Source organism: Alteribacillus sp. JSM 102045 (assembly GCF_041949975.1).
Classification (GTDB): domain Bacteria; phylum Bacillota; class Bacilli; order Bacillales; family Marinococcaceae; genus Alteribacillus.
The window spans coordinates 24,936-48,768 of record NZ_JBHFQG010000005.1 but is presented as its reverse complement, the minus strand read 5'-3'; the positions used below and the strand labels follow the sequence as shown (position 1 = coordinate 48,768).

20 protein-coding genes and 1 pseudogene are annotated in these 23,833 nt (G+C 42.1%); 16 read left to right on the top strand and 5 right to left on the bottom strand.

The window, feature by feature from the left end; all coding sequences use genetic code 11:
• Window positions 1-8 precede the first annotated feature (8 nt).
• From ACE1TI_RS05155 to ACE1TI_RS05130, 6 genes are all read left to right on the top strand, one after another.
• A complete protein-coding gene (locus tag ACE1TI_RS05155) occupies window positions 9-470 on the top strand; it encodes a DUF2188 domain-containing protein (protein WP_375006511.1) in 462 nt (153 codons plus the stop codon).
• Between the two features lie 328 nt (window positions 471-798).
• Window positions 799-1,878: a tartrate dehydrogenase gene (locus ACE1TI_RS05150; RefSeq protein WP_375006510.1), complete on the top strand. Its 1,080-nt coding sequence runs from the start codon at window positions 799-801 to the stop codon at window positions 1,876-1,878.
• Window positions 1,879-2,020: 142 nt separating this feature from the next.
• A complete protein-coding gene (locus tag ACE1TI_RS05145) occupies window positions 2,021-2,452 on the top strand; it encodes a hypothetical protein (protein ID WP_375006509.1) in 432 nt (143 codons plus the stop codon).
• 636 nt (window positions 2,453-3,088) lie between these two features.
• Window positions 3,089-4,189, top strand: a complete 1,101-nt coding sequence (locus tag ACE1TI_RS05140; RefSeq protein ID WP_375006508.1) for a hypothetical protein — start codon at window positions 3,089-3,091, stop codon at window positions 4,187-4,189.
• A 431-nt stretch (window positions 4,190-4,620) separates the two neighbouring features.
• Entirely contained in the window at window positions 4,621-6,660 is a 2,040-nt protein-coding gene (locus ACE1TI_RS05135) for a thioredoxin domain-containing protein (RefSeq protein ID WP_375006507.1), read from the top strand.
• Between the two features lie 145 nt (window positions 6,661-6,805).
• On the top strand, window positions 6,806-7,783 hold the full coding sequence (locus ACE1TI_RS05130) for a 2-hydroxyacid dehydrogenase (protein WP_375006506.1): 978 nt from the start codon (window positions 6,806-6,808) through the stop codon (window positions 7,781-7,783).
• A gap of 45 nt (window positions 7,784-7,828) precedes the next feature.
• Here ACE1TI_RS05130 and ACE1TI_RS05125 read toward each other — a convergent pair whose 3' ends face one another.
• From ACE1TI_RS05125 to ACE1TI_RS05115, 3 genes are all read right to left on the bottom strand, one after another.
• Entirely contained in the window at window positions 7,829-8,065 is a 237-nt protein-coding gene (locus ACE1TI_RS05125) for a hypothetical protein (protein WP_375006505.1), read from the bottom strand.
• A 106-nt stretch (window positions 8,066-8,171) separates the two neighbouring features.
• A complete protein-coding gene (locus tag ACE1TI_RS05120) occupies window positions 8,172-8,648 on the bottom strand; it encodes a DinB family protein (RefSeq protein WP_375006504.1) in 477 nt (158 codons plus the stop codon).
• A gap of 18 nt (window positions 8,649-8,666) precedes the next feature.
• A complete protein-coding gene (locus tag ACE1TI_RS05115; RefSeq protein ID WP_375006503.1) occupies window positions 8,667-9,752 on the bottom strand; it encodes a branched-chain amino acid aminotransferase in 1,086 nt (361 codons plus the stop codon).
• A 324-nt stretch (window positions 9,753-10,076) separates the two neighbouring features.
• On the opposite strand from ACE1TI_RS05115, the gene ACE1TI_RS05110 reads away from it, so the two are divergent.
• The 3 genes from ACE1TI_RS05110 to mngB all read left to right on the top strand — a co-directional run bounded on the left by ACE1TI_RS05110 (window position 10,077) and on the right by mngB (window position 15,442).
• Window positions 10,077-10,784, top strand: coding sequence for a GntR family transcriptional regulator (locus tag ACE1TI_RS05110; RefSeq protein ID WP_375006502.1), 708 nt, complete (start codon window positions 10,077-10,079; stop codon window positions 10,782-10,784).
• A gap of 119 nt (window positions 10,785-10,903) precedes the next feature.
• Window positions 10,904-12,808: a PTS 2-O-a-mannosyl-D-glycerate transporter subunit IIABC gene (gene mngA, locus ACE1TI_RS05105; RefSeq protein WP_375006501.1), complete on the top strand. Its 1,905-nt coding sequence runs from the start codon at window positions 10,904-10,906 to the stop codon at window positions 12,806-12,808.
• A 12-nt stretch (window positions 12,809-12,820) separates the two neighbouring features.
• Window positions 12,821-15,442 carry a mannosylglycerate hydrolase gene (mngB, locus tag ACE1TI_RS05100; protein ID WP_375006500.1) on the top strand — a complete coding sequence of 874 codons (2,622 nt, stop codon included), beginning with the start codon at window positions 12,821-12,823 and terminating at the stop codon, window positions 15,440-15,442.
• Between the two features lie 480 nt (window positions 15,443-15,922).
• Here the strand turns inward: mngB and ACE1TI_RS05095 are convergent, their stop codons facing one another.
• Window positions 15,923-17,059, bottom strand: a complete 1,137-nt coding sequence (locus ACE1TI_RS05095) for an IscS subfamily cysteine desulfurase (protein WP_375006635.1) — start codon at window positions 17,057-17,059, stop codon at window positions 15,923-15,925.
• Between the two features lie 127 nt (window positions 17,060-17,186).
• Between ACE1TI_RS05095 and nadB the strand changes: the two genes are divergently transcribed.
• The 3 genes from nadB to nadA are packed head-to-tail and all read left to right on the top strand — an operon-like array spanning window position 17,187 to window position 20,712.
• Complete coding sequence (gene nadB / locus ACE1TI_RS05090; RefSeq protein WP_375006499.1) at window positions 17,187-18,779, top strand: L-aspartate oxidase; 1,593 nt, start codon at window positions 17,187-17,189, stop codon at window positions 18,777-18,779.
• Entirely contained in the window at window positions 18,760-19,590 is an 831-nt protein-coding gene (gene nadC, locus ACE1TI_RS05085; protein WP_375006498.1) for a carboxylating nicotinate-nucleotide diphosphorylase, read from the top strand. Before nadB ends, nadC begins: the two co-directional genes overlap by 20 nt.
• 24 nt (window positions 19,591-19,614) lie before the next feature.
• Complete coding sequence (gene nadA, locus ACE1TI_RS05080; RefSeq protein ID WP_375006496.1) at window positions 19,615-20,712, top strand: quinolinate synthase NadA; 1,098 nt, start codon at window positions 19,615-19,617, stop codon at window positions 20,710-20,712.
• Between the two features lie 46 nt (window positions 20,713-20,758).
• On the opposite strand, the gene gvpU is transcribed toward nadA, so the two are convergent.
• Window positions 20,759-21,181, bottom strand: a complete 423-nt coding sequence (gvpU, locus tag ACE1TI_RS05075) for a gas vesicle accessory protein GvpU (protein ID WP_375006495.1) — start codon at window positions 21,179-21,181, stop codon at window positions 20,759-20,761.
• 152 nt (window positions 21,182-21,333) lie between these two features.
• Here gvpU and ACE1TI_RS05070 point away from each other — a divergent pair, with 152 nt between their 5' ends.
• The 4 genes and pseudogenes from ACE1TI_RS05070 to ACE1TI_RS05055 form a co-directional block, all read left to right on the top strand.
• On the top strand, window positions 21,334-21,720 hold the full coding sequence (locus tag ACE1TI_RS05070) for an ArsR/SmtB family transcription factor (protein ID WP_375006493.1): 387 nt from the start codon (window positions 21,334-21,336) through the stop codon (window positions 21,718-21,720).
• A gap of 728 nt (window positions 21,721-22,448) precedes the next feature.
• On the top strand, window positions 22,449-22,667 hold the full coding sequence (locus tag ACE1TI_RS05065) for a hypothetical protein (protein ID WP_375006492.1): 219 nt from the start codon (window positions 22,449-22,451) through the stop codon (window positions 22,665-22,667).
• Window positions 22,668-22,748: 81 nt separating this feature from the next.
• Window positions 22,749-22,961 (top strand): hypothetical protein, encoded by a 213-nt coding sequence (locus ACE1TI_RS05060; protein WP_375006491.1) that lies wholly within the window; start codon window positions 22,749-22,751, stop codon window positions 22,959-22,961.
• A gap of 466 nt (window positions 22,962-23,427) precedes the next feature.
• A pseudogene (locus ACE1TI_RS05055) lies at window positions 23,428-23,586 on the top strand (B12-binding domain-containing protein); the annotation flags it as partial.
• Window positions 23,587-23,833 lie beyond the last annotated feature (247 nt).

The window sequence follows — 23,833 nt, the reverse complement described above, 5'->3', positions numbered from 1 at the left end:
GAAAAGATATGCCATGGACTATGAATGATTATCCGTCCTCTCTAAAGAATCTTGATAAACCGGTTCGAAAAAAAGCAATTGATATTGCAAACGCAATGGTCGATGAAGGCTATGATGAAGGACGGGCGATTCCGATTGCCATCGAACAGGCGAAAGAATGGCACGATAACGCCTCCAAAAAAGAAGTGGATGAATTTATGGAAGAAGCAGATCCAACCGAACGCTCGGAAGAAGGAAAAAGGTATGACAACCGACCGGAGCTTTTGGATAGAGCCGAAATGGTTGTTTCTCATGAAGACGGCTGGGCTGTGCAGGCCAAAGGTGCCAAAAAACCAGACAAAGTATATGATAAAAAATCAGATGCGGTAGAGCGTGCTAAAGAGGTAGCAGAGAATAAAGGGACCGAAGCCGTCATTTATAAAGAAGACGGTACCATTGATAAGCGTTATTCGTACTCGGATGAAGGATAACCAGAAATTTGGTTGTCCTTTTTTGATGGGAAAGTTGGAACGGACATAGGTTCCGTTACTTCCATGAATTTTTGCTTTTAGAGGAGCGTGCGGACCCAGGATCCCTTATTTGCTTTAAATGAGTCAATTTTCGCTGTTTTAGTGTGCAATAGCGGAACTAGAGTCCGCCGCTCTCTTTAAAACCCGCTTAATTTTAGAAATAGCTGAATGAGAGTCCGCAGCCCCCCCCCCCCCGCCCTGGCCTCCAAAAAAAGAAAGCCCTGTCATTTCTGAAAACTCGTGTATAATAGGATTCGAGACATCAAGGGAAAGGGGTATTATATACATAATGAGCACCAAACACAAAATAGCGGTCATCCCAGGCGATGGGATTGGGCCGGAAGTGGTAGAACAAGGGATTAGCGTATTAAACAAAGCAGCAGAGCTAGACGGAAACATTCAATTTGAATTTACTTCCTTTCCATGGGGCTGCGAATATTATGCAAAGCATGGGAAAATGATGGATGACGACGGCATTGATCAGCTGAAGGAATTTGATGCGATTTACTTGGGAGCTGTCGGCTATCCTGGTGTGCCGGATCATATCTCTCTTTGGGAGCTGCTTTTAAAAATTCGCAAGAGCTTTGATCAGTACGTTAATTTACGACCAATCACTCTTTTAAAAGGAGCACCGACTCTTCTGAAAGAAGACAAACAGGATATTGATATGCTGGTCATAAGAGAAAACAGTGAAGGCGAATATGCTGGAGCAGGGGATTGGCTCTTTAAAGACAAGCCCGAAGAAGTCGTCTTGCAGACTGGAGTTTTTTCCAGAAAAGGAACGGAGCGAATTATCCGCCATGCTTATGAAGAAGCATGGCGTTCAGGGCGGACATTGACAAGTATTAGTAAAGGCAATGCGCTAAATTATTCGATGGTCTTTTGGGACCAGGTATTTGAAGAAGTCGGCAAAGAATATCCAGATGTGAAAACGTATTCCTACTTAGTAGACGCAGCAAGTATGTTTTTTGTCCAGGATCCGGGCCGGTTTGAAGTAGTCGTCACTTCTAATTTATTCGGTGATATTATTACTGATTTAGGTGCAGGTCTTGCTGGCGGACTCGGTTTGGCAGCCGGAGCAAATATTAATCCGACAAAAGAATATCCCTCTATGTTTGAACCTATCCACGGTTCGGCGCCGGATATTTCCGGAAAACAAATTGCAAATCCTCTCGCAGCGATTTGGTCAGCCAGTCAAATGATGGATTTCTTTGGCCATGAAGATTGGGGAAGACGAATACTGCAGGCAATGGAACAGGTTATGACAGAGAAAGAAACACTCACACCAGATATGGGAGGCAGCAGTTCAACCGCTGATGTCGGGGAGGCTGTAAGCCAGGCAGTGGAGCATATATTAAAAGAAGTTTAGCTTAAGAGCTGCTGGTACGTTGCCGGCAGCTTTATTTGGTTAATAAAGGATAAAAGTCTTATTTTTTGCCAAATTTTTCTCATATTTTATTGCATTGGTTCCTTTTTTCCTCCTACCATAAAATTAATAAGGAGGGAGAGAGATGGACCTTATTACCTTTGCTGCTTTATTTATAGTAGCCGTTGTGTTTCTGAATTATTATTTTAGAAAAAAAGAATCAATCTCCATTTCGCTAATAGATTATAAGATTAATGATAACGCTTCCGTGTCTGGAGAAAAGAAAGCCGATTCTTCTCCTTTTCCTCAATTAACGTTGAAAGCTGTTTTTCGCAATAACCAAACAACAACTTTTTCCATTCAGTCCATCACCTTAAAAAATAGAAAATGTGATCGTTCTTTCTTTTTATCTGAAACTAGGATAGAACTGCGAGACGGGGATAGTAAAATGAAGGGTTTGTTCGTCGATATCAATGAAACAGAAGGAAATATTCTTGCTTCTACAAACTCTAAACTAATAGTGGTTGATAGGGAAGGCAGAAAGATAATAAAAAAAATAAAAAAAGCATCGCTTTAAAAAGAATCAAATAAAAACGCGGTTTTGTTGTGTGTAAAAAGATAAAAATCCCATTGAAGGGTAAAGTGATTTTAAAGAAGTCATAACAACTTTTTCGCTAAATGATGTGGAACCTTTTAAAGAAAGGTCTGGGGATGATTATTATCAATTCTATATAGACGGAGGTAAGGTTCTTTACAAAAGGGACGAGGTACTTTATACCATGAACCTTGATGGAACCAATAAGAAGCCTTTCTATTACGGTCTTTCCAGAGATATTTATTTTGAGAACGACCGAATTATAGTAGAAACGAGAAATGAAGGCACGCTTTCTTTTGACCGATTTGGAAAAGACAAACAGACCCATGGAAGAGTAAAATATATTATTAAATTTTATGTAAGCTGTCTCAATTACTGAGACAGTTTTTTATTACGATTAGTTTACGAAAGTATTAATAATTGGTAACATTAAAGAAGGGATATTTTGATTTTTTTTGTTACAAATGAACAATTCCGTGAAGTTATTGTTGAGATAAATCAAGAATTAGGTGATGTAGACTTACGACATTAATTTTTTAATGGAGAAAACATTGATTGTGGTCAATCAAAAAACAAGAGACTGTTACGGCATTGACTGATTCTTAGGGGGAATCATGAATGAAGAAACATTTAATGACAACGGCTTTGATTTCAACGTTGGTTCTGTCTGCTTGTAGCAAAGGTGGCGAACAAGAAGAATTGTCAAGCGAAAACGATGTTCAAGCAGCTGAATCCGAAAAAACGAAAGCTGAAGATATGAGTAAAGAAAAATCAATTGAATTATTGGAAGAAAAGGAACAAGCAGCAATTGATAAATTAGAAGACGAAGAAGTCGTTGCAGCACTTGACAAACTGCCTGAAGATATTCAAGCGTATATTTCAGACAACTATCACCCAAGGAAGCGTTTTGTTAATAACGATTTGTATCGTGAAGCAGTTGTTGCAGCATATGAACAGTACGAAGAATTAAATCCAAACGACGTTGACTTTCTTTGGAAAGTTACAAAAGAGGAATACGGAAAAGATGAAGTGATTCAACGTTTAATTGATTCTAGAAACGGTGAAACGGAAAAAGAATTAGATACTGTGAATGGCTTACACCCAACGATTAATGACGTAATTGCGTTGGGGCGTGAAAAGACGATTGAATTTCATGAACAAGGTTGGAAACGTGCTGATTTTAACATTGAAAATGCGAATGAAACACTTAAAAATCTTATTCCTAAAACGGAAAAAGCAATTGAATACGCAAAAGACCCAAATTTTAAAAACGATCTAGAAAATTCTCTTTATCGTTTGTCTACTTTATCCAAAAAATTAGAAGAAAATAAAATAGACGGAATGGAAAGAGGTTTTCACTTTATACGACTGTATAACATATATAGTGACTTTGACTATTATATCAGAGGAAATGAAGACCATACGCCTGCTAACGTTACGGAATACGCACACGAAGAATTGAAAAAAGAAATGAACGAAGGGAAAGTGAAAGAAGAATTTGAGAATCTTCCTGATGAAGCGCAAGAATTTATTCAAGAAAGCGTAAATAGAAGCAGTGATTTCGTGTTTAATGACGACTTTCGTGAAACTTTAGTCGACGGAAACGAACAGAAAGGAACGTTGGATGAACAAGACATTGACCGTGTGATTCATCAGCTATACATGGAAGACAATTCAAAAGAAGAAGCGATTGAATATCTTCTTGAATACGATAAATGATTTCGGCGGCAACCTTTCGGGGTTGTCGTTGAAGGGAGATTTCCTTGAAATTTATTAGAATGTTTAAGCCGATAAAACCGTTGACCGACCTATTCAATTTCAGAATGTTAGTATTGAAGACACTTGCATTTGTGGTGCATTATGGGTATTCTTTATTTTTCAGGTTCGTTTTTCAGGGATTCAAGACCTTCAAATACTTCTTACTGGATTTGTACTCTTCTTTATCTATGTCATTCTCGTTTTCCTTCCGTCAAGGTATATTTTCCTAACCCAAATGCCTTTAATACACAATTATAATTGCTTTCCCTGTGTTCCATTGGATAGACGAAGAAGATGCCGAACTTAAATAAAGGGTTCGGTTTTTTCTTTGTTTCTTTTCGGGTAAACTTCAGAAAGAAACGTTTATATATCATAAGAAAGGAAGTGATGGAGTGGCGAACCGTTTGCAATATGAAAAATCGCCTTATCTGCTTCAACACAAAGATAACCCTGTTGATTGGTATCCATGGAGTGAAGAGGCATTTGAAAAAGCGAAACGAGAAAATAAACCAGTTATGGTGAGCATAGGGTATAGTACTTGTCATTGGTGTCATGTCATGGAAAGAGAAAGCTTTGAAGATGAAGAAGTGGCAAATTTAATGAATGACCGGTTTGTGGCGATCAAAGTCGATCGGGAAGAACGGCCGGATATCGATTCGATTTATATGCTCGCCTGCCAGGCAATGACAGGGCATGGCGGCTGGCCGTTAAACGTGTTTGTCACTCCTGACCAAAAGCCTTTTTATGCGGGAACGTATTTTCCAAAGCACAGCATGCGCGGAATGCCCGGAATGATGGATGTGATTACTCAGCTCTATGATAAATACCAGGAAGATCCGGAAAAAATTAAAGAAGTCAGTGATCAAATGGCCGATGTGCTGCAGCCGCGTACAGCGGAAGGACAAACCGATTTAAACGAAGAAGTGTTAAAAAAAGGAATGGAGCAGCTTCGCCAAAGTTTTGATATTAACTACGGTGGTTTTGGCGGTGCACCTAAGTTTCCGGCTCCTCACATTTTGATGTATCTTTTCCGATATTACCGTTATTCAAAAGATGAGACGGCCTTGAAGATGGCACTAAAAACGTTAGAAGGCATGGCGGCCGGCGGAATGTATGATCACATCGGATTTGGTTTTTCCAGATATTCCGTTGATGATAAATGGCTTGTCCCTCATTTTGAAAAAATGCTTTATGACAACGCCCTTTTAGCTATTGCCTATACAGAAGCTTATCAATTGACCGGGGAGGACCGGTTTCAAGCCACAGCTGAAGAAATTTTCACTTATATTCTTCGTGATATGCAGGATGAAAAAGGCGGCTTTTATTCCGGAGAAGATGCCGATTCGGAGGGAGAAGAAGGCAAGTTCTATGTCTGGACAAAAGAAGAAATTAAAGAAGTTCTCGGAGACGAAGACGGTGAGCTATTTTGTCAGGTCTATGACATAACGGAGGATGGAAATTTTGAAGGCAAAAGTATTCCTAACCTTATCCGCCAGTCACCGGAAGCCTTTTCCGCAAACCATAACCTGGACCCAGAGAAAGTAAATCAAAAACTTGAACAGTCACGTGAAAAATTATTTGAATACAGAGAAAAGCGGGTGCATCCTCATAAAGATGATAAAATTTTAACCTCCTGGAACGCGTTGATGATTTCCGCTTTAGCCAAAGCTTCCCGTGTCTTTGATGAACCTCGTTATTTGGAAGAAGCGAAAAAGGCGTTCTCCTTTATAGAAACAGAACTTACGGTAGAGAACAGGCTGATGGTTCGCTACCGGGATGGCGAAGTGAAGCATAAAGGCTTTGTTGAAGACTACGCCAACGTGCTCTGGGCAGCGCTTGAGCTGTATGAAAGCTCCCTTGATCTTTCTTATCTGGAGAAAGCAAGACATTACGGTGATCAGCTGATCGATCTGTTTTGGGATCAAGAAAATGGCGGCTTTTTCTTTTATGGCAAAGACGGAGAAGAATTATTAGTACGGCTGAAAGAAACGTATGATGGAGCAATGCCTTCGGGTAACAGTGTTGCTGCTGTGCAGCTATTGCGGCTCGCCCGTTTTACCGGCGAAATATCGTATGAAGAGAAAACAAGACAATCGATCGACGCGTTTGCTAAGGAGCTCAAGCAGTATCCAAGCGGTCACATGTATTTTCTCCAAAGTTATTTACTGCTTCACAGTGATATGAAAGAAGTAGTGGTGCTGACCAATGAAACGGAGGAGGATGCTGAGCTGGTAACCAAGCAGCTGCAGCAGGAATTTTATCCAGAGGTCACGTATCTTATTAGTGAGAATGCAGAAAGGTTCGGAGAAGTGGCCCCGTTTGCAGCAGGTTATGAAAAAGTCGAAGACAAAACGACTGTTTATGTATGCGAAAACTTTGCCTGCCATAAGCCAGTAACAGGAGCCGAGGAAGCGTTGAAGATGCTGGATTAGAGAGTGTGCCAGGGGGAGTGCTGAAAGTTTGGGGTGAAGAGCTGAATCCAAGCGAGGATGAGCTGAAAACACTGTCTAAGTGCTGAATCTTACCGCTGAACAGCTGAATGATTTTCATCCTAAAAAATGAAGGGGGAGCAGTGCCATGAAACCAAGAATAGTAGCGTATGGCCGGGTTCGAGAAAAGGCCAGAAACAAGCTAAGTGAAAAATATGAAGTAAGTCATTTTAATGATGGAGAAGATCTCTCTAATGAAGCATTTAAAAAGGCAATTAATGAAGCGTCTGCCTTCATTGTTGGAGAATTGGAGGTAGGGCAAGAACTTCTTGACCATGCTCCGCTTTTAAAGGTGGTCAGCAATGTCTCTGTTGGTTATGATAATCTTGACATTGATGAGTTAACCAAGCGTGGCATTGCAGCAACTAACACGCCGGGGGTGCTGAACGAAACAACGGCTGATGCAGTTTTTGGGCTGCTTCTTGCAGCTGCCCGTCGCATTCCTGAATTAGATCAGTACGTGAAGCGAGGGGAGTGGAAAGGTCTGCTGCCGGAAGAGAAATTTGGAATAGATGTGCATCATAAAACCTTAGGAATTATTGGAATGGGAAGAATCGGTGAAGCAATCGCAAAGCGGGCTCACTTTGGTTTTGACATGAATATTCTTTATCATAACCGCTCTAGAAAACCAGGACTTGAGAACAAATTCAACGCAGAATACTGCAGCCTTGATAAGCTGCTCGAAGAATCGGACCACGTTTGCTTAATGACCCCCTTAACTCCTGAAACCCATCATTTGATGGGGGCAGAGCAATTTAAACGGATGAAAAAAAGCGCTGTTTTCGTAAATGGTTCACGCGGGCTTACGGTGGACGAAGGGGCTCTGGTAGATGCACTGCAAAAAGGAGAAATCCGTGCAGCAGCACTTGATGTGTTTCAAGAAGAGCCGGTGTCTCCGGATCATCCGCTTTTACACATGGGGCATGTAATTACCACGCCGCACCTTGGCTCTGCGACAGCAGAAACGGAAGACCGCATGTCCATGCTGGCGGCTGAGAACGCAGACGCTGTTTTAGAAGGAATGCGCCCGCCTAATCTTATCAATAAAAATGTTTTTTCACACTAAAAAGAACGGCTCTTCGCTTTTATAGCAGAGGAGCCGTTCGTGCCGTTAATGGGCATTTCTTCGATTGTATTTCTCTGCTTGTTTGTAAGCATCTACCATGCCGTAAATCCACACAATCGGATACGTAATAAAACCAATTAAAACAAAAAACAATAAAGAATTAATAAATTGAATGATCATTAAAATAATACCTTTAGCAATTTGTCCGTTATAAATCTGCCCGAGTCCGGACCACACGGCACTCAGTACAGCAGCTAATCCAGCATTTTTTTGCGGATGCATATCCAGGACCTCCTTATTTGTTCATTTTATCACTTAAGAAATGTTAAACGAAAACAGAACAGCTGAGATTCAGGATATGCACTGAACCTCTAGCTGTCCTGTATGTTTAACCAGTAGAAGAAGGATTTAAACTTCGGCCGATAAAGTTGGGGGAAATTGGAGTTTTTCCAAGTTCCCGTGTCCATACTGAAAGCTGCCCGATATGATGAATTTCATGAGCAATCACGTGGCGCAGCACTTCGCCGTAATTGAAGCTTTCATTTTTCAGCCAGGGAGCTTTCGCCGTTTTTGTTTCCATTTCGTCCTTCCAATGGAGTAGAAATGATTCTAACTCCAGCCGGTAGGAGTCTGAAAGGTGCTTCATTTTTTCAAGAGTGTTATAGTCTGAAAAAGACGGGTCAAACTCTTTTCCTTCTAACGCGTGAATCCAGGAAATTTCTACGTCAACGATATGAAACAGCGTACGGTGAAAGCTGCCAACCCCTCCAATTCGCTCGCGTTTCAACTCTTCTTCCGGTACAGCTTTGCACCACTCAAACCATTCGTCACGTACTTGCCAGTTATACTGAAATAATAAATGCACCTCTTCAGCTCCTCATTGTTAGGCTTGTTTTACTTCTAACGGAACGGTCCAGCCGAGCTTATCTTCTTCGTTTCCGGTTTGAATTCCCGCAATGGTCTGATAAAGGTTAAGGGAAAGTTCACCTGTTTCATTGTTATTGACAACCAGTTCTTCGTTTTTCCAATTTAGAGTGCCGACCGGAGAGATAACGGCAGCGGTTCCGGTTCCGAACACTTCTTCAAGTATTCCGTTCTGGTGGGCTTCATACACTTCATCAATAGAAATGCGGCGCTCATTCACGGTGTAGCCCCAATAGCGGAGAAGCTCAATCACCGAGTCGCGGGTAATTCCGTCTAGAATGCTGCCATTTAAAGCAGGTGTAATAATCTCACCGTTTATTTTGAAAAAGATATTCATGCTGCCGACTTCTTCTACATATTTCTTTTCAAGAGCATCAAGCCAGAGCACTTGATCGTAACCAAGCTCGGTCGCTTTTGTTTGAGCTTTTAAGCTGGCTGCATAGTTGCCGGATGTTTTTGTAAAACCGACCCCGCCTTTGACCGAGCGCACAAATTCATCCTCCACATAAATTTTAACCGGACTCATTTGGTCAGAGTTAGAATAATACGCTCCCACCGGAGACAGAATGATCATCAGCTTATATTGAGCGGATGGTTTTACACTTAAAGCTGGTTCGTTTGCAATTATAAATGGCCTTACATAAAGGGACTGTCCTTCCTGCGTTGGAATCCAGTCGCGGTCCATATGTATTAACTGTTTTAACGAATCAACCATAAATTTCACATCAATCTGTGGAATGTTCATCCTCTCGTTTGATTTATTCAAGCGGTGAAAATTTTTCTCCGGACGGAAAAGAAGCACTTCATCGCCGGCATTGTAGGCTTTCAAACCTTCAAATACAGACTGGCCGTAGTGAAATACTAAGGAAGACGGATCCATTAAAAGCGGTTCATAAGGAGTGATGCGCGGATCATACCAGCCTTTTTCCGTGCTGTAATCCATAACAAACATATGGTCTGTAAAATGTTTGCCAAAGCTTAAGTTATCATAATCGGGCTTTTCTTTTTTCGTTGGAGTCTGGTGAATCGCTAGTTCTAATGACATCGTTTATCCCTCTTTCTTACTGAAAGGTTTATTCTACCTATTAGTTTACTTGAAATACGTTCATTTTTCAGTAATGGAGTTTTGGAAATCGAAGAAAATCACCGAGGGAAGATGAGGTTTGGGCCAGACCTCAGACACTACTTCGTTCATAAACATCGAAAAGCTGGTGATATATGTCCAAAATCAGTACATAATTCAGCCTATCCTATTCATAAATCCCAAAAATCGAGCAGAAACCAAACAAATGAATCAATCAAACGTTTGATTATCATTCTCTTTCTATGAAAAACGGTCGACTGTGGTACACTAATTGTGGTGATGGATATGGAAAAACTTTACGAAAAAATAACAGATCATATATTACAGAAAGTAAAAAGCGGGGAATTAAAAGCAGAAGAAAAAGTACCTTCTGAAAATGAACTAGCTGCAGCGTTTGGCGTAAGCCGGATGACGGCAAGAAAAGCCGTCGATAACCTTGTCTCCCGCGGCTACTTGTATAAAGTGCATGGCAAAGGAACCTACGTCAGTAATCAAAAAGAGAAAATAAAAATATATTTTGATGAAATGACAGGGTTTCACGAACGGGCTGTTTCTTATAACAAAACCGCTTATACCGTTGTCATTCGTTTTGAAAAAAAGGATCCATCGGAGTGGGTCCGGCAAAAATTGAATCTTTCAGAGGGAGAAGTGTATTACATTGAGCGCCTTCGTTTTATTGATGGAAGGCCGGTGGTTTTTGAAATTTCCTATATGCCAGTCCACATTTTTCCTGAATTAACACAGGAAAAAGTGGAAGTATCCAAATATGACTATTTAAAAGAACTCGGCCATGAAATTTTATGGAGCGAAAAAGAATTTTTTGCGGTGATGCCGGATGCCTCTATTCAGCAGCAGCTTCATATTAATGACCGCACCCCCGTTTTTAAAGTTGAATTGACAGGGGCTTTGGAAACCAATGAGCTCTTTGAGTATACGAAGATTTTTTATAACCAGACAGAATTCAGGTTTTTGGAGAGGGTAGGAAAAGATTAACATTGACAGGGGGAAAGTCCTGCATTACATTATTGGTAGGGCTTTCATAAAGTCTTTTTTTATTTTATCTTATATGTTGGTTATACAAGTATAAACAAGTAAAAAGTGAGGTGGGAGATATGAAGCTTAGCAACATAACGAATGAAAATCTTATTTTAATTAATGAAAGCTTTCAAACGAAACAGGAAGCCTTAGAAAAAATGACTTCGCTGCTTAAGCGTGAAGGCAAAATTGAATCCGAAGACGTATTTTTGAAAGCGCTGATAGATAGAGAAGCTCAAAGTGCAACTGGGTTTGAAAATGGGCTCGCGATCCCGCACGGAAAATCAGACACGGTAAAAGAAGCAGCTTTTGTGGCTGCCACATTAGAAAAACCGATCGAGGATTGGGAAAGTATTGATCCTGAAAATAAAGTAGATCTTATTTTTCTTCTAGCTATCCCTAGCGCGGAAAGTGATTCTACTCATCTGGAAGTGCTGGCTGCATTAAGTACACGGCTTACACATGACGCGTACCGCCAAAATCTTTTAGCTGCTAAAACACCAACAGTGTTTATGGAACGATTAGATAAAGAGAAAGAGGAAGAAGCGCCTGTTCCAATCAGTAAGGATGCTCCGCTGATCGTTGGGATAACAGCGTGTCCGGCGGGTATTGCTCACACGTATATGTCAGCCGAAGCTCTAGAAAATGCCGGGAAAGAATTAGGTTACCGGGTAAGGGTGGAAAAGCAAGGCGCAAATGGTGTAGAAGATCCGCTTACACCGGCAGAAATTCAGGAAGCGGAAGCCGTTATTGTAGCGAAAGACGTACAGGTAAAACGTACAGATCGCTTGAAAGGGAAAAGAGTAGTAGAAACAAGTGTGGCGGCTCCCCTCAAACAGGCGAAAGGACTTATTCAACGCGCTCTTGAAGCTCCAGCTTACAAGGGAGATTCTTCTTCAAACGAAGACGAACAGGAGCCAGAAAATCAATCCACCTGGGAAGAAGTAAAACAAGCCGTATTAACTGGTATTTCATACATTGTACCGGTCATTATTGCGGGCGGGATGCTGCTTGCCTTTGCGCTGTTTATTGCCCAGACGTTTGACATGCAAGAGCTCTATGATACCGAAGGAACCTTCCTTAATTTGATGAGAGAACTCGGCGGCGGCATGCTTGGAACATTGATGGTGCCGATCCTTGGTGCTTATATTGCTTATTCGATTGCAGACAAGCCCGGTTTAACACCCGGTTTTGCTGCAGGACTTGCTTCCACACTGATTGATACCGGATTTGTCGGCGGTCTGGTCGGCGGTTTAATGGCCGGTTATTTAATGAAATGGATGAAAGCCAATATTCGCACGTCTGGTGTGTTTTCAGGGTTTGTATCGTTTTGGGTATATCCTGTTGTAAGTACGATTATTATTGGTGTACTGATGTTTTTGGTCATCGGCAAACCTTTAATCTGGTTTAATGATAGTCTCGTTGGCGGATTGGAAAGCTTGTCCGGAGCCAACCTGCTGCTGCTTGGAGCAGTTATTGGCATGATGGTTTCCTTTGATCTTGGCGGACCAGTCAATAAAGCAGCTTACGCCTTTTGTATAGGCTTAATGGCTGAGGGGAATTTTCTTCCATACGCAGCATTTGCTTCAGTCAAGATGGTCTCCGCCTTTACCGTTACAGCTGCAACTGTTCTTTTTAAAAAATATTTTGATGAATATGAACAAGAAGTTGGAAAATCAACCTGGATTTTAGGGCTCGCAGGAATTACAGAAGGAGCGATTCCTTTAATGCTGAAAGATCCGATTCGAGTCATTGGTTCCTTCTTAATCGGTTCAGCGGTTACGGGTGCGATTGTAATGAGTTATCAAATCGGTCTTCCTGTACCGGGAGCAGGCATTTTCTCACTGTTCTTCCTTGAAGGAGCAGGTTTTTTCGAAGGAGCATTAATCTGGCTCGGTGCCCCAATCCTTGGAACGATTATATCTACCGCTTTACTCATCGCTCTTAAAATACAACGCTACAAAAAATTACAGCAGTCGTAGGAGGAATTTGACATGACACAACAGCAGGTTCACATCGTCCCTCATATGCACTGGGACCGTGAATGGTATTTTTCGACCGAAGAATCCCGTATTCTTCTTATGAACAACATGGAAGAAATTTTAACACGGCTTGAAGAAGATGCAGAATATCCGTATTATGTGCTCGATGGACAGACCGTAGTGCTAGAGGATTATCTAACCATTAAACCAGAAGCGAAAGAAAGAGTAAAAGCGTTGGTTAGAGCCGGAAAGCTTATTATCGGTCCGTGGTATACCCAGACCGATGAAATGGTCGTCTCCGGCGAATCAATTGTCCGCAACCTCCTTTATGGACACAAGGATGCAAAGGAGTTTGGGGAACCAATGAAGATTGGTTATCTTCCCGATTCTTTCGGGCAGTCCGAGCAAATGCCTCACATGTTAAACGGATTTAATATTGAACGGGCAATGTTCTGGCGCGGCATGACCGAGCATAACGGTTCTTGGGAGTCTGAATTTGAATGGAAAAGTCCCGATGGAAGCCGTACCAAAACAGTTCTGCTACCGGATGGATATGCGATTGGAAAATACCTGCCGGCTGATGAAGAAGCCCTGAAGGAAAAAATGGATAAAAATTTTAAACTATTAAATGAACGGGCTACTACGGACCATGTGCTTATTCCAAACGGCCACGATCAAATGCCGATTCAACAGAACATTCATGAGATTATTGCTTCATTGGAAAAAATATACCCTGACAAAGACTTCTTCTTAAGCCGATTTGAAGACCTATTTGAAAAAATAGAAGAAGAAAAGACATCTTTTAAAGAAGTACAAGGTGAATTCTTGCAGGGGAAATATATGCGGGTGCACAAAAGTATTTATTCCACCCGGATGGATATAAAAACGTTGAACACCCAGCTTGAATACAAAATCGTTAATGAATTGGAACCGTTAATGGCTCTTGCTTACCGGCTGGGCTTTGATTATCACGGCGGCCTTTTAGAAAAAATATGGAAGGAAATGATGAAAAATCATGCCCACGACAGCATCGGCTGCTGCTGTTCCGATAAGGTCCACCGTGAAATTAAGGAACGCTTTTTGATGACAGAAGAGCGGGTAAACCGGCTGATCGAATTCTATATGAGAAAAATCGTAGATTCAATGCTAAATGAGCCGCATCAGGACAAGCTAACAGCGTTTAATCTATTTCCGCAGGAGCGGAAAACGGCTTTTGAAACGAAGGTTATTACGAAAGAAAAGCAATTTCGTTTGGTGGATGAAAACGGCGAAGAGCCGGTGTTCCGGGTACGGGACGCAAAAGAAAAAGATCCCGGCCTAATCGACCGGCAGATCGTCCATTACGGAGATTACGATCCATTTATCGAATATACAATTGTAGTCGAAGATGTCCTCCCAGCTATGGGTTATAAAACGTATTTGGTGAAAAAAGCAGAAGGGACCTCTGAAGTGGCTGCGCCACAAGAGGTAGATGCTCTTGAGAATGATTTTTATAAAGTCGTGTGCAGAAAAAACGGTACTCTCGATGTGTATGACAAAGAGCTTGACCAGTGGTTTGAAAGGGTCCTGACTGTAGAAAATGGCGGCGATGATGGAGATGAATATGACTACTCTCCACCGCGTGAAGATTGGGTTTTAACAAACGAATTGGTTGAAGCTTCAGTGTCGGTGACAGAAGAAAAAGCGGAGATATCTTATTCGTTGGATATTCCGTCTGATTTGGATGCGCGGGAACGCAGAGAAAAAGACAGTAGCATAGATATTCACTGGAGGATTAGCCTTCCCCGCTATGAAAAAAGAATCGATGTAGAGGGAGAGGTCCGAAATACGAGTGAAGATCACCGCTTACGCGTATTGATTCCAGCAGGGTTTTCAAATGCAGTATCCATTGCTGATCAGCCTTTCGGAACCATTGAGCGTCCGACAAATGATCCGGTCAAAGAAGTATGGGAAGAAGAACAATGGTCGGAACGCCCGGATGAAATCAATCCGATGCTTAGCTTTGTCAGCCTGGCTGAAGAAAAGCGGGGGTTGTCGGTGCTAACAAACAGCACACGGGAGTATGAAATTGTCGGAGAAGACCGGGATACGATTGCTTTAACTCTGCTCCGTTCCGTTGGTATTCTTGGGAAAGCAGATCTAGTCCGCCGTCCGGGAAGGCCATCTGGCATCGCACTTCCAACACCCGACTCACAAATGAAAGGTACCTGGGAATTTGCATTTGCGGTAACGTCTCATAGCGGCCATCCCGTTGAGGAACACATTCCTCGGAAAGCCAAAAAATATCTAACCCCGATTTTGACATATAACAAAATCGAACATGACGCAATGAAGCTGAACCCATCGAATGTGAAAACGCCGTATCATTATTCTTTTTTCAAGCAAGAAGATGAGGACACGGTTTTATCCACTGTAAAAAAAGAAGAAGAGGGCGATGGCATCATCATCCGCAGCTTCAACCCTTCATGGAATCATCAGGCGATCAGCCGTTTTTCAAGCGGCGATTGGGACAGCTTTCACGAAACGAACCTTGATGAACGAAAAAGTGCGAAATGGCAAAGAAAAAACGTTTTAGAAGCGGAGGTACAGCCATGCAGCACCCAGAGCTGGTGTGTAAAACCTTCGAAGCGGTAAGAAAAAGACTGTTTCCGGTATGAAGCCGGAGCAGTCTTTTTTACACTGATTGGAACGTATAAAATTTAGCATGGATGAAGCAGCGACGAAGTTAAAATTTTGAGGAAATCAGTATAAGTGCAACGAGGCAATCACCTGCACCTAAAGGCTTGGCGCTAGCCAAATTTTCTTTATAGCCAGCAGTTCTCGTTCATAATAAGAAGAATTGCGTGCATAAAAGCAGAAAAGTTGGTCAAATCGTAGGGTGGATCGTGCATATTTATAAAAAAGCAGTCGGTATCGTCTGGAAAACGGTCACCCACCCAGAGAAGAGAAGTGTATACTGAGGCAGAAACAAAAGCATTGACTAGTGTTAGTCATTAGTGTATATATCAAAACAAGCTGTTCAAATCCTGCAGCCATTCGTTCATATCTTGTCCGGGCTCCTTCATAAATTGCATTAAGCAGTGCACATCCACACAAAAGAAGACTGTTTCGACCTTACATCCAAACAGTCTTTTTGTTGCCGACCAGCTGATTTAACACTTCTGCTGTTACTGAGAGGTCTTCCATCGTTGTATTTACCCCAAAACTGATGCGGAACAAGCCATGGGCTTCTTCTGCGCTGTGTCCCATGGCGAGAAGGCTTTTCGACGGAGCGGATGATGAGGTTTTACAGGCGCTTCCGGAAGAAAGGGCGATGCCTTTTCGGTTGCACTCCAGCATGATCCATTGTCCTTCCCATCCTTGTGTCCGCAGTGCTACATGGTGAGGAAGGCGTTTATCTTTATCCCCGAACAAAGAGAAGGCTTCCTCGTTCAGCTGCTCTAAAAACCAGTGCTGCAGCCCGCGCCAGGAAGTGGTTATTTGTTCTCTTTTTTTATACAATTCCAGTGCTGCTGTTGTAAAAGCGGCTATTCCTGGAACATCCACGGTTCCTGGTTTGAAACCTTGTTGGTGGACAACACCGGGATAGATGCTTTTCCATACTGCCGACGGATCAATATAACAGGCACCTGTATTTTTGGGACCATACACTTTATGGGCAGAGGTGGACAGAGCACTGATCCGGTATTTTTTCACATCGATAGGAATTTTTGTGAAGGTCTGTACGGCATCGCAATGAAACACAGCCCCCCGATCCTGCAGCATCTTCCCGATTTGTTCGATTGGCTGAATGACTCCGGTTTCACTGCTGGCGTGGCAAATCGAGACGAGAATAGTATCTTCCCGTACTAACGATTGAAGGGAAGCCAGCGACACCTGGCCGTTTGGCTTTACGTCTGTTTCCTCGACTTCAAACCCTTCGCTTTTCAACCTTTCTAAAGCCTGATAAACCGAAGGATGCTCGAGAGGAGAGGTGATAATATGTTTGCCGCGTGCCATATTTCCATAAGCCAGGCTTAAGAGAGCGGTAATGTTGCTGTCGGATCCTCCGTTTGTAAAGTAAAGTCCGGATGCGTCCCCATTAATAACGCCGGCAATTTCATATTTGCAGTGCTCAAGCAATTGGGCTGCAGCATCTCCTCCATCATGTAAACTTTGCTCATTTCCATAAAACGACTGAGACGTTTGTAGGTACGTCTCGAGAGCATTCTCACTCATCGGTGTTGTTGCACAGTGATCTAAATAAATCATCAATTAGCAAGGCTCCTCGTTCAATATTTCACATTCACATCAGTTTTTTCAAAAAGAATGGTTGCTACTAGTTTAAATTTATGTAAATATATGTGTCAAGACATATGTAAACCCAAAGGAGTAAATCATGAAACAGAAAATATTCACCACAGATATTCTTATCGTCGGAAGCGGAATCGCCGGATTGCTGGCAGCAATTGAGTTATCAAAAGAAAAAGAAGTCATGCTGGTTACGAAAGGTGCGCTTGGAACAGGAAATTCTAACCGTGCCCAGGGCGGAATAGCCGCAGCTCTTGGAAATAAAGACAGTCTCGCTTTACATGCACTGGACACGCTGGCAGCAGGACACGGCTATAACAATACAAATACAGTAAAAAATGTGATCAATCAATCTCCTAGGATAATGGAGGCCCTTTTTTCAAGCGGTGTTCTTTTTGATGTAGATGAGCAGGGGAAGTATCACCTGACAAAAGAAGGAGCCCACAGCTGCCGCCGTATTTTTCATGCAGGGGGAGATGCGACAGGCTATCACATTATGAAACAACTAAAATATCAAGTAAAAGAAAACGTGCAGGTGCTCGAGCATTTTATGGTATATGACCTGCTAATGGAGGAAGAAGAGTGTGCGGGCATTAGAGGAAAGGATGCAGACGGAAGGTGCTGCACTATTCTTTCATCTGCTGTGGTGCTTGCGGCCGGAGGATGCGGCCAGCTGTATTCGATCACTTCCAACGCAGAAGAATCCACAGGCGATGGCTTAGCAATGGCGTACCGCGCAGGTGCAAGGCTCGTTGATATGGAATTTATGCAATTTCATCCGACGATGCTTTATGCAGATGGAAAAGGAGCCGGTCTGCTTTCAGAAGCGATTAGAGGAGAAGGCGGGATTCTTGTGGATGAGCAGCTTCAGCCGATTATGGAAGGAAAACATGAGCTGAAAGATTTAGCGCCTCGATCGGTTGTAGCTAAAACGGTGTATGAAACGTGGAAATCAGGTCGTGACGTATTTCTTTCTATCAAACATATTCCTGATTTCACTCGAAAGTTCCCATCGATTGCGGCTCAGCTTCACGCACATCATATTGACATTGAAAAGGGGCTGCTGCCTGTGAGGCCGGGTGCTCATTTTATGATGGGCGGCATTGAAGCAAACGAATACGGCCAAACCGATACAAAAGGCTTGTTTGCGATTGGCGAAACAGCATGCACCGGCATGCATGGCGCCAATAGGCTTGCCAGCAATTCACTGCTCGAAGGAGCAGCTTCGGCGCTTCTTCTTACCGAGCGCCTTCTTACCCAGCCCATGAAAGCAAGAAGACGAAGGACAATGTGGCCAGTATCTTCTTTTGCCGAAGATATTCCCTCTCTTTCAGAGCTTCAAGAACGAATGGATGCTTGGGCTGGCATTGTAAAAGAGGAGAATCGTTTGCTGCGGATGAAAGAATGGCTGAGCAGTTATATTGCTTTTATATTCAGCCCGGCTTCTACGGAGTTAAGCAAACAGCAGCTCACTATAAAAAATCTGCTTGCAGCTGCCTGGATGGTTACAAATGCAGCCCTGGTAAGAACAGAATCACGGGGGGCTCATCTTCGGACCGATTATCAGGAGGAAAAACCAGAATGGTCAGGATTTTCTATTTATTGGGAAGAAAGAGATCATGATCCCGTTGTAAAAAAGAACAAGGAGAGGGAAGCTTCGCATGAATATATTACACCTTAAAAAGAAACTGCATGAATTCCTGTTAGAAGATATAGGTACAGAAGATATCACAACAAACGCTGTTTTTTCTTCTGATGACAATACAAGAGGACAGATTATTGCGAAAGGGGAAGGATATTTTTCAGGGGGAATGGTGTTAAAGGAAGGGCTGGCTCAGCTTGACCAAAACATAGAGGTGACGATTTACAAAGAAGAGGGAGAAAGCATGGCTCACGGTGATGTAGTCGCAAGTATTCAAGGGCCTACTAGAATGGTCTTAAGCGGCGAAAGAGTGCTTTTGAACCTGCTGCAGCGTATGAGCGGCATTACGTCAATGACAAAACGTGCCGTGACGATTTTAAATGACGCTTCTATCGGCATCTGTGATACGAGAAAAACGATGCCCGGTCTGCGTATGTTCGATAAATATGCTGTTCGCTGCGGCGGCGGAGTGAATCATCGATTTGGCCTTTATGATGCGGTCATGATTAAGGATAACCATATTGCTGCAGCAGGAAGTATGACGAAGGCAGTGGAAAAAGTAAAACGCTATGCGGGGCATATGGTCAAAATAGAGGTGGAAACAACTAATGTCGAGGAAGTCAAAGATGCTGTCAGCGCCGGCGCAGATGTTATTATGTTTGATAATTGCGCTCCGGAGCAGATCAAAGAATACACATCGCTCATACCTTCTGCGATTCAAAAAGAGGCTTCCGGCGGTATTATCCTTGATAATTTAGCAGATTACAGAAACTGCGGGGTGGATTATATTTCGCTTGGCTGTCTTACTCATTCGGTGACAGCTAGTGACCTCAGTTTTCTGATAAAATAATTTTTTCTGAAAGGATGTGGGATGATGAAGGTGCTGGAGAGTTTTCAGGCGCATACGCTGCCGGAACATATTCGGTTGTTGAGTGAGAAGCAGATGGATGAGCGGGTGCGTGAGATAAAAGGGGAGCTTGGTTCGCGTTTGTTTATGCCGGGTCATTATTATCAGAAGGATGAAGTGATTCAGTTTGCGGATGATACTGGGGATTCGCTGCAGCTTGCGAAAACGGCAGCGGCGAATAAAGAGGCGGAATATATTGTTTTCTGCGGCGTTCATTTTATGGCGGAAACGGCCGATATTTTGTCGGAAGAGCATCAGACGGTGCTGCTGCCTGATTTAAGAGCAGGCTGTTCGATGGCGGATATGGCAGATTTAAAACAAGTGGAGACTGCCTGGGAGGTTCTGCAGAAAAAGCTTGGGGATACGATGATTCCGCTTACTTATGTGAACAGCACAGCAGCTATTAAAGCGTTTTGCGGTGAGCATGAAGGAGCGACGTTAACATCGTCGAATGCAAGAGATATGCTGACATGGGCATTTGCTCAAAAAGAGAGGATTTTGTTTTTGCCGGATCAGCATCTTGGCCGCAATACCGCTTATGAGATAGGTGTGCCGTTAGAGGAGATGGCGGTGTGGGACCCTGTTAATAATGAGCTGGAGTATGAGGGAGACCTGGAGAATGTACGAATGATTCTCTGGAAAGGCCATTGTTCGGTTCATGAAAAGTTTACGATGGCAAATGTGGATCATGTACGGCAAGAGCATCCGGATGTAAATATTATTGTTCATCCGGAGTGTACGTTTGATGTGGTGCAGGCAGCGGATACGGCTGGTTCTACTAACAAGATCATCCATACGATTCAAAATGCGCCGAGCGGAACCACGTGGGCCGTTGGGACAGAAATGAACCTTGTGAATCGTCTGGCCAACGAAGAAACTGATAAAACTGTATTTTCTTTAAATCCTAATATGTGTCCTTGTCTTACGATGAATAGGATTGACCTGCCTCATCTGCTATGGTCGCTAGAGAGTATTGTGGATGGAAGTCCTCATCACGTGATTAAAGTAGAAGAAGAAACAAAGCGTCAGGCCTATACGGCGCTTGATAGAATGCTTAAGAGATAGAACAGGCCAGCCGGTTCAGAATCCACTGTCCGGCTGGTTGTTCTTTTTATTCAAATCGGCTGCGTTCGGATTGTTTGACGCGGATCGCACCGAAGCTGAATCCGTTGACGTCAGCTAGTTTTCCGCGCCATAAATTACCGGCAAAAGCCTTTTCCCCGCGTTCTTCTAGTATTTTTGCGTCACGAAGATGGATGTAACCGCTTTCATATTCATCTTGATCTGTATGTTTTTGGAACTTATCTGCTGTTTTTTCAAAAAAAGTGGTCATTTTTTCTTTTAAATCGCTATGGTTTGTTTTCAGATAGCGTTGGATTTCGTCTAAATAAGTGACATTGCCTATTAAGGTTCCTGTAATCGTCGTACCGCTTACATTCAGCGTGACATCCATTTCAGCACCGTTATCAGCAAGGCGCACGAGATAGCGTAATAAGTGGTCACTGCGCTTTTCTTCATACATATCTTCTGTCATGGTTATTCATCCTTTCTCTTTGGACATATTTTCTATTCTTTACCCTTTTTACTTGAAATATTAATCATCTTGTTACTGTTCCTGTTCATTCAAATATACGCTTGAATATAATATAATAAACATACTAAATCTAGAAACAGAGGAGGAAAAGGATGGCTGAGTCAAAACAAACAGCACCAGATGTGTGTGAAGTAACATGTGTCGACCGGGAAAAAGTCGATCGGATACGAGAGTCGGTAAATGACCGTGACACGGAACAAATGGCAAATATGTTTAAAGGGCTGGCTGATAAAAACAGAATGAAAATTGTCCAGGCCCTGGCGATGGAAGGAGAGCTTTGTGTGTGTGATGCTGCTAATATTTTAGAAGCCTCTATTGCTTCGACCTCACATCACTTAAGGTATCTTCGCAAGCTGGGCCTCGCTAAATACCGAAAAGAAGGGAAGCTCGTATATTATTCTCTCGATGACAGCCATATTCAGAAAATCACAGAGCTTGCTGCTGTTCATCAGCAAGAAATTATCGAAAGAAAAAACTGACTCCAATTCCATTATGGAAGGCAGTATTTTTAAATCATGATAAAAGAGACGTTGACTGCTTTTTAAATAGCTATGGGCTAGGACTAAGTTTTTTAAGAGATTCTATCGGAAAGTTTGTATTGTAATGAACCAGCGGACAATCTTCACATTTGTCTTTTATACCTGTACAAGAAGCCGTACACTGGAGTGTTCCTTCAGAAATTTGAATAGAGATTTCATAATTGACGTGCCTTTGGACATGCGTACAATAGGATGATTTTCGAGTGAGAATATAATTCATAGGAAACCCCCTTTACAGACTGACGTTTTTTGCAACATGCCATAGTATATAATTATATACCACTATCCAAAGTCATATAAACCATAAAATTGAAATCTGTTTGTAAAAATAATTGATTATAAATACCTATTTCGGTTTGATGTGTTAATAGGTATTTATTAACTTTGTGAGTTCTTGAGGATTTACAAAAGAAAGCGGTAGAACGGTGGAGAAATTACTCAGCTGGTGTTTAGCGTTTTTTTATTCCTCCATAAATGTTTTAAATGTAGCAAGAACAGGTATAGAGAGACAGCCGGATGAACCTTTTGTAGCGCGAAAGACATCATGAAGGTTTTATTTGCAAGCCAGGGGGAAAACACAGATGGGCGGAAATGCGTTAAGAGCTGGATCGATATTATATGTATGTCTGCTGTGGCTTGCAGGCTGTAACTCTTAAGCAGCTCCCGCCATGATAAAAAATCTGGAAGATGAAACATCGCTGCTTCTTTTTTCTGATGAAGATAACATGTATCAAGAAAAACCCTATTACCAGGCGCTATTAAATAAATACGATCATTGCAGAAGCGATGATCTCAACGTCAAAATCATTTCTTCAAAAGAAAAAGATGTAGTCGAATACTTGGATGTTAAAATTTTTAACAAGGAGAAAACGAGCAAGGGTATATAAAGGGGAAGCCAGCTCATCATCGATTAAAACGTTTTTAGAAAAGCATATCGAATGTGAGAATGGAAAGGAGTTTGATGATCAATGAAAACAGAACAGAACGGATTGGAAAAGTACATGATTATTGCTGTAGATCAGGACGGTAATGAAGTAGGGCTGGAATCGTACGTGAAAAACCCAGAGAAGCCGGTGGTTATGTTTGAATCAAAAGAACAGGCGAGAGCCTTCTATGACGTGGTAAAGATAGACCTTTCCCCATGCTCTGTAAAAATGTTAACTGTTAAAGAAGCGCAATAATATTAATATATTATCCCTGCAGCTTGCTTGATAATTATGGCAAGCTGCTTTTAATGGTTTCAGAAATAGAATATATTAAAATAATTGGAACTTTACCCTTTTTTATGGGAAAAGTTCGGGGGAAATGGTTACAAACGAATAGAGGAAGATAAGTATCATTATTTAAATCATCTAGAAACGGCATATTAATTAGAGGATATTGGATTTTTTATAGATTACACAACATGGCTTGGAAGTATACTTAATAGCAGAAATGTAGTTATCGACAATTATGAAAGGCTTCTAAACGCTGTTCCTGAAAAAGCGGAGCCAAAGGAAGATCTGAGTATCTTGTCTGCCTCGAAAAAGCATATATAAACTCTAAAGAATAGCAAATAGATTGGACCTCTTCTTAGCTGGTAATGATAAAGATGCTTTAGGCTAATAGCATCATTAAAAAGAAAAAGATGACCGTCTTTCTTTATATGAAGATTTCATTGCTCCTGCTATGTATCATATAGGAAAACTATGGGAATTAAATAAAATATCAGTGGCGGATGAACATTTAGCTACAGCTTTACATGATTTTGAGTGGAAGATAGATTGGCAAAGCAAGACTCTGCGGGTAAAGGAAAAACCATGCTGATAGGTGTGGAGAAGAAGAACAACTGAAAATGGCAGCTTCTGTGTTTAAAGCTTTTGCCGAAACGGACTGCAGGCCGATCATATTAATTGGCGGTCGGATGGCAAGTCACTATGATTTTTCTTTAGAAGCATCTAGCCAAGTCATCGTCATACGAAACCTGAGGGATTTACATTACTGGCTTGAGAATAGTTATAAAAGGAGAAAGAGACATCAATGTAACAAGTTAACGGAACGCTACCGGTCCCTA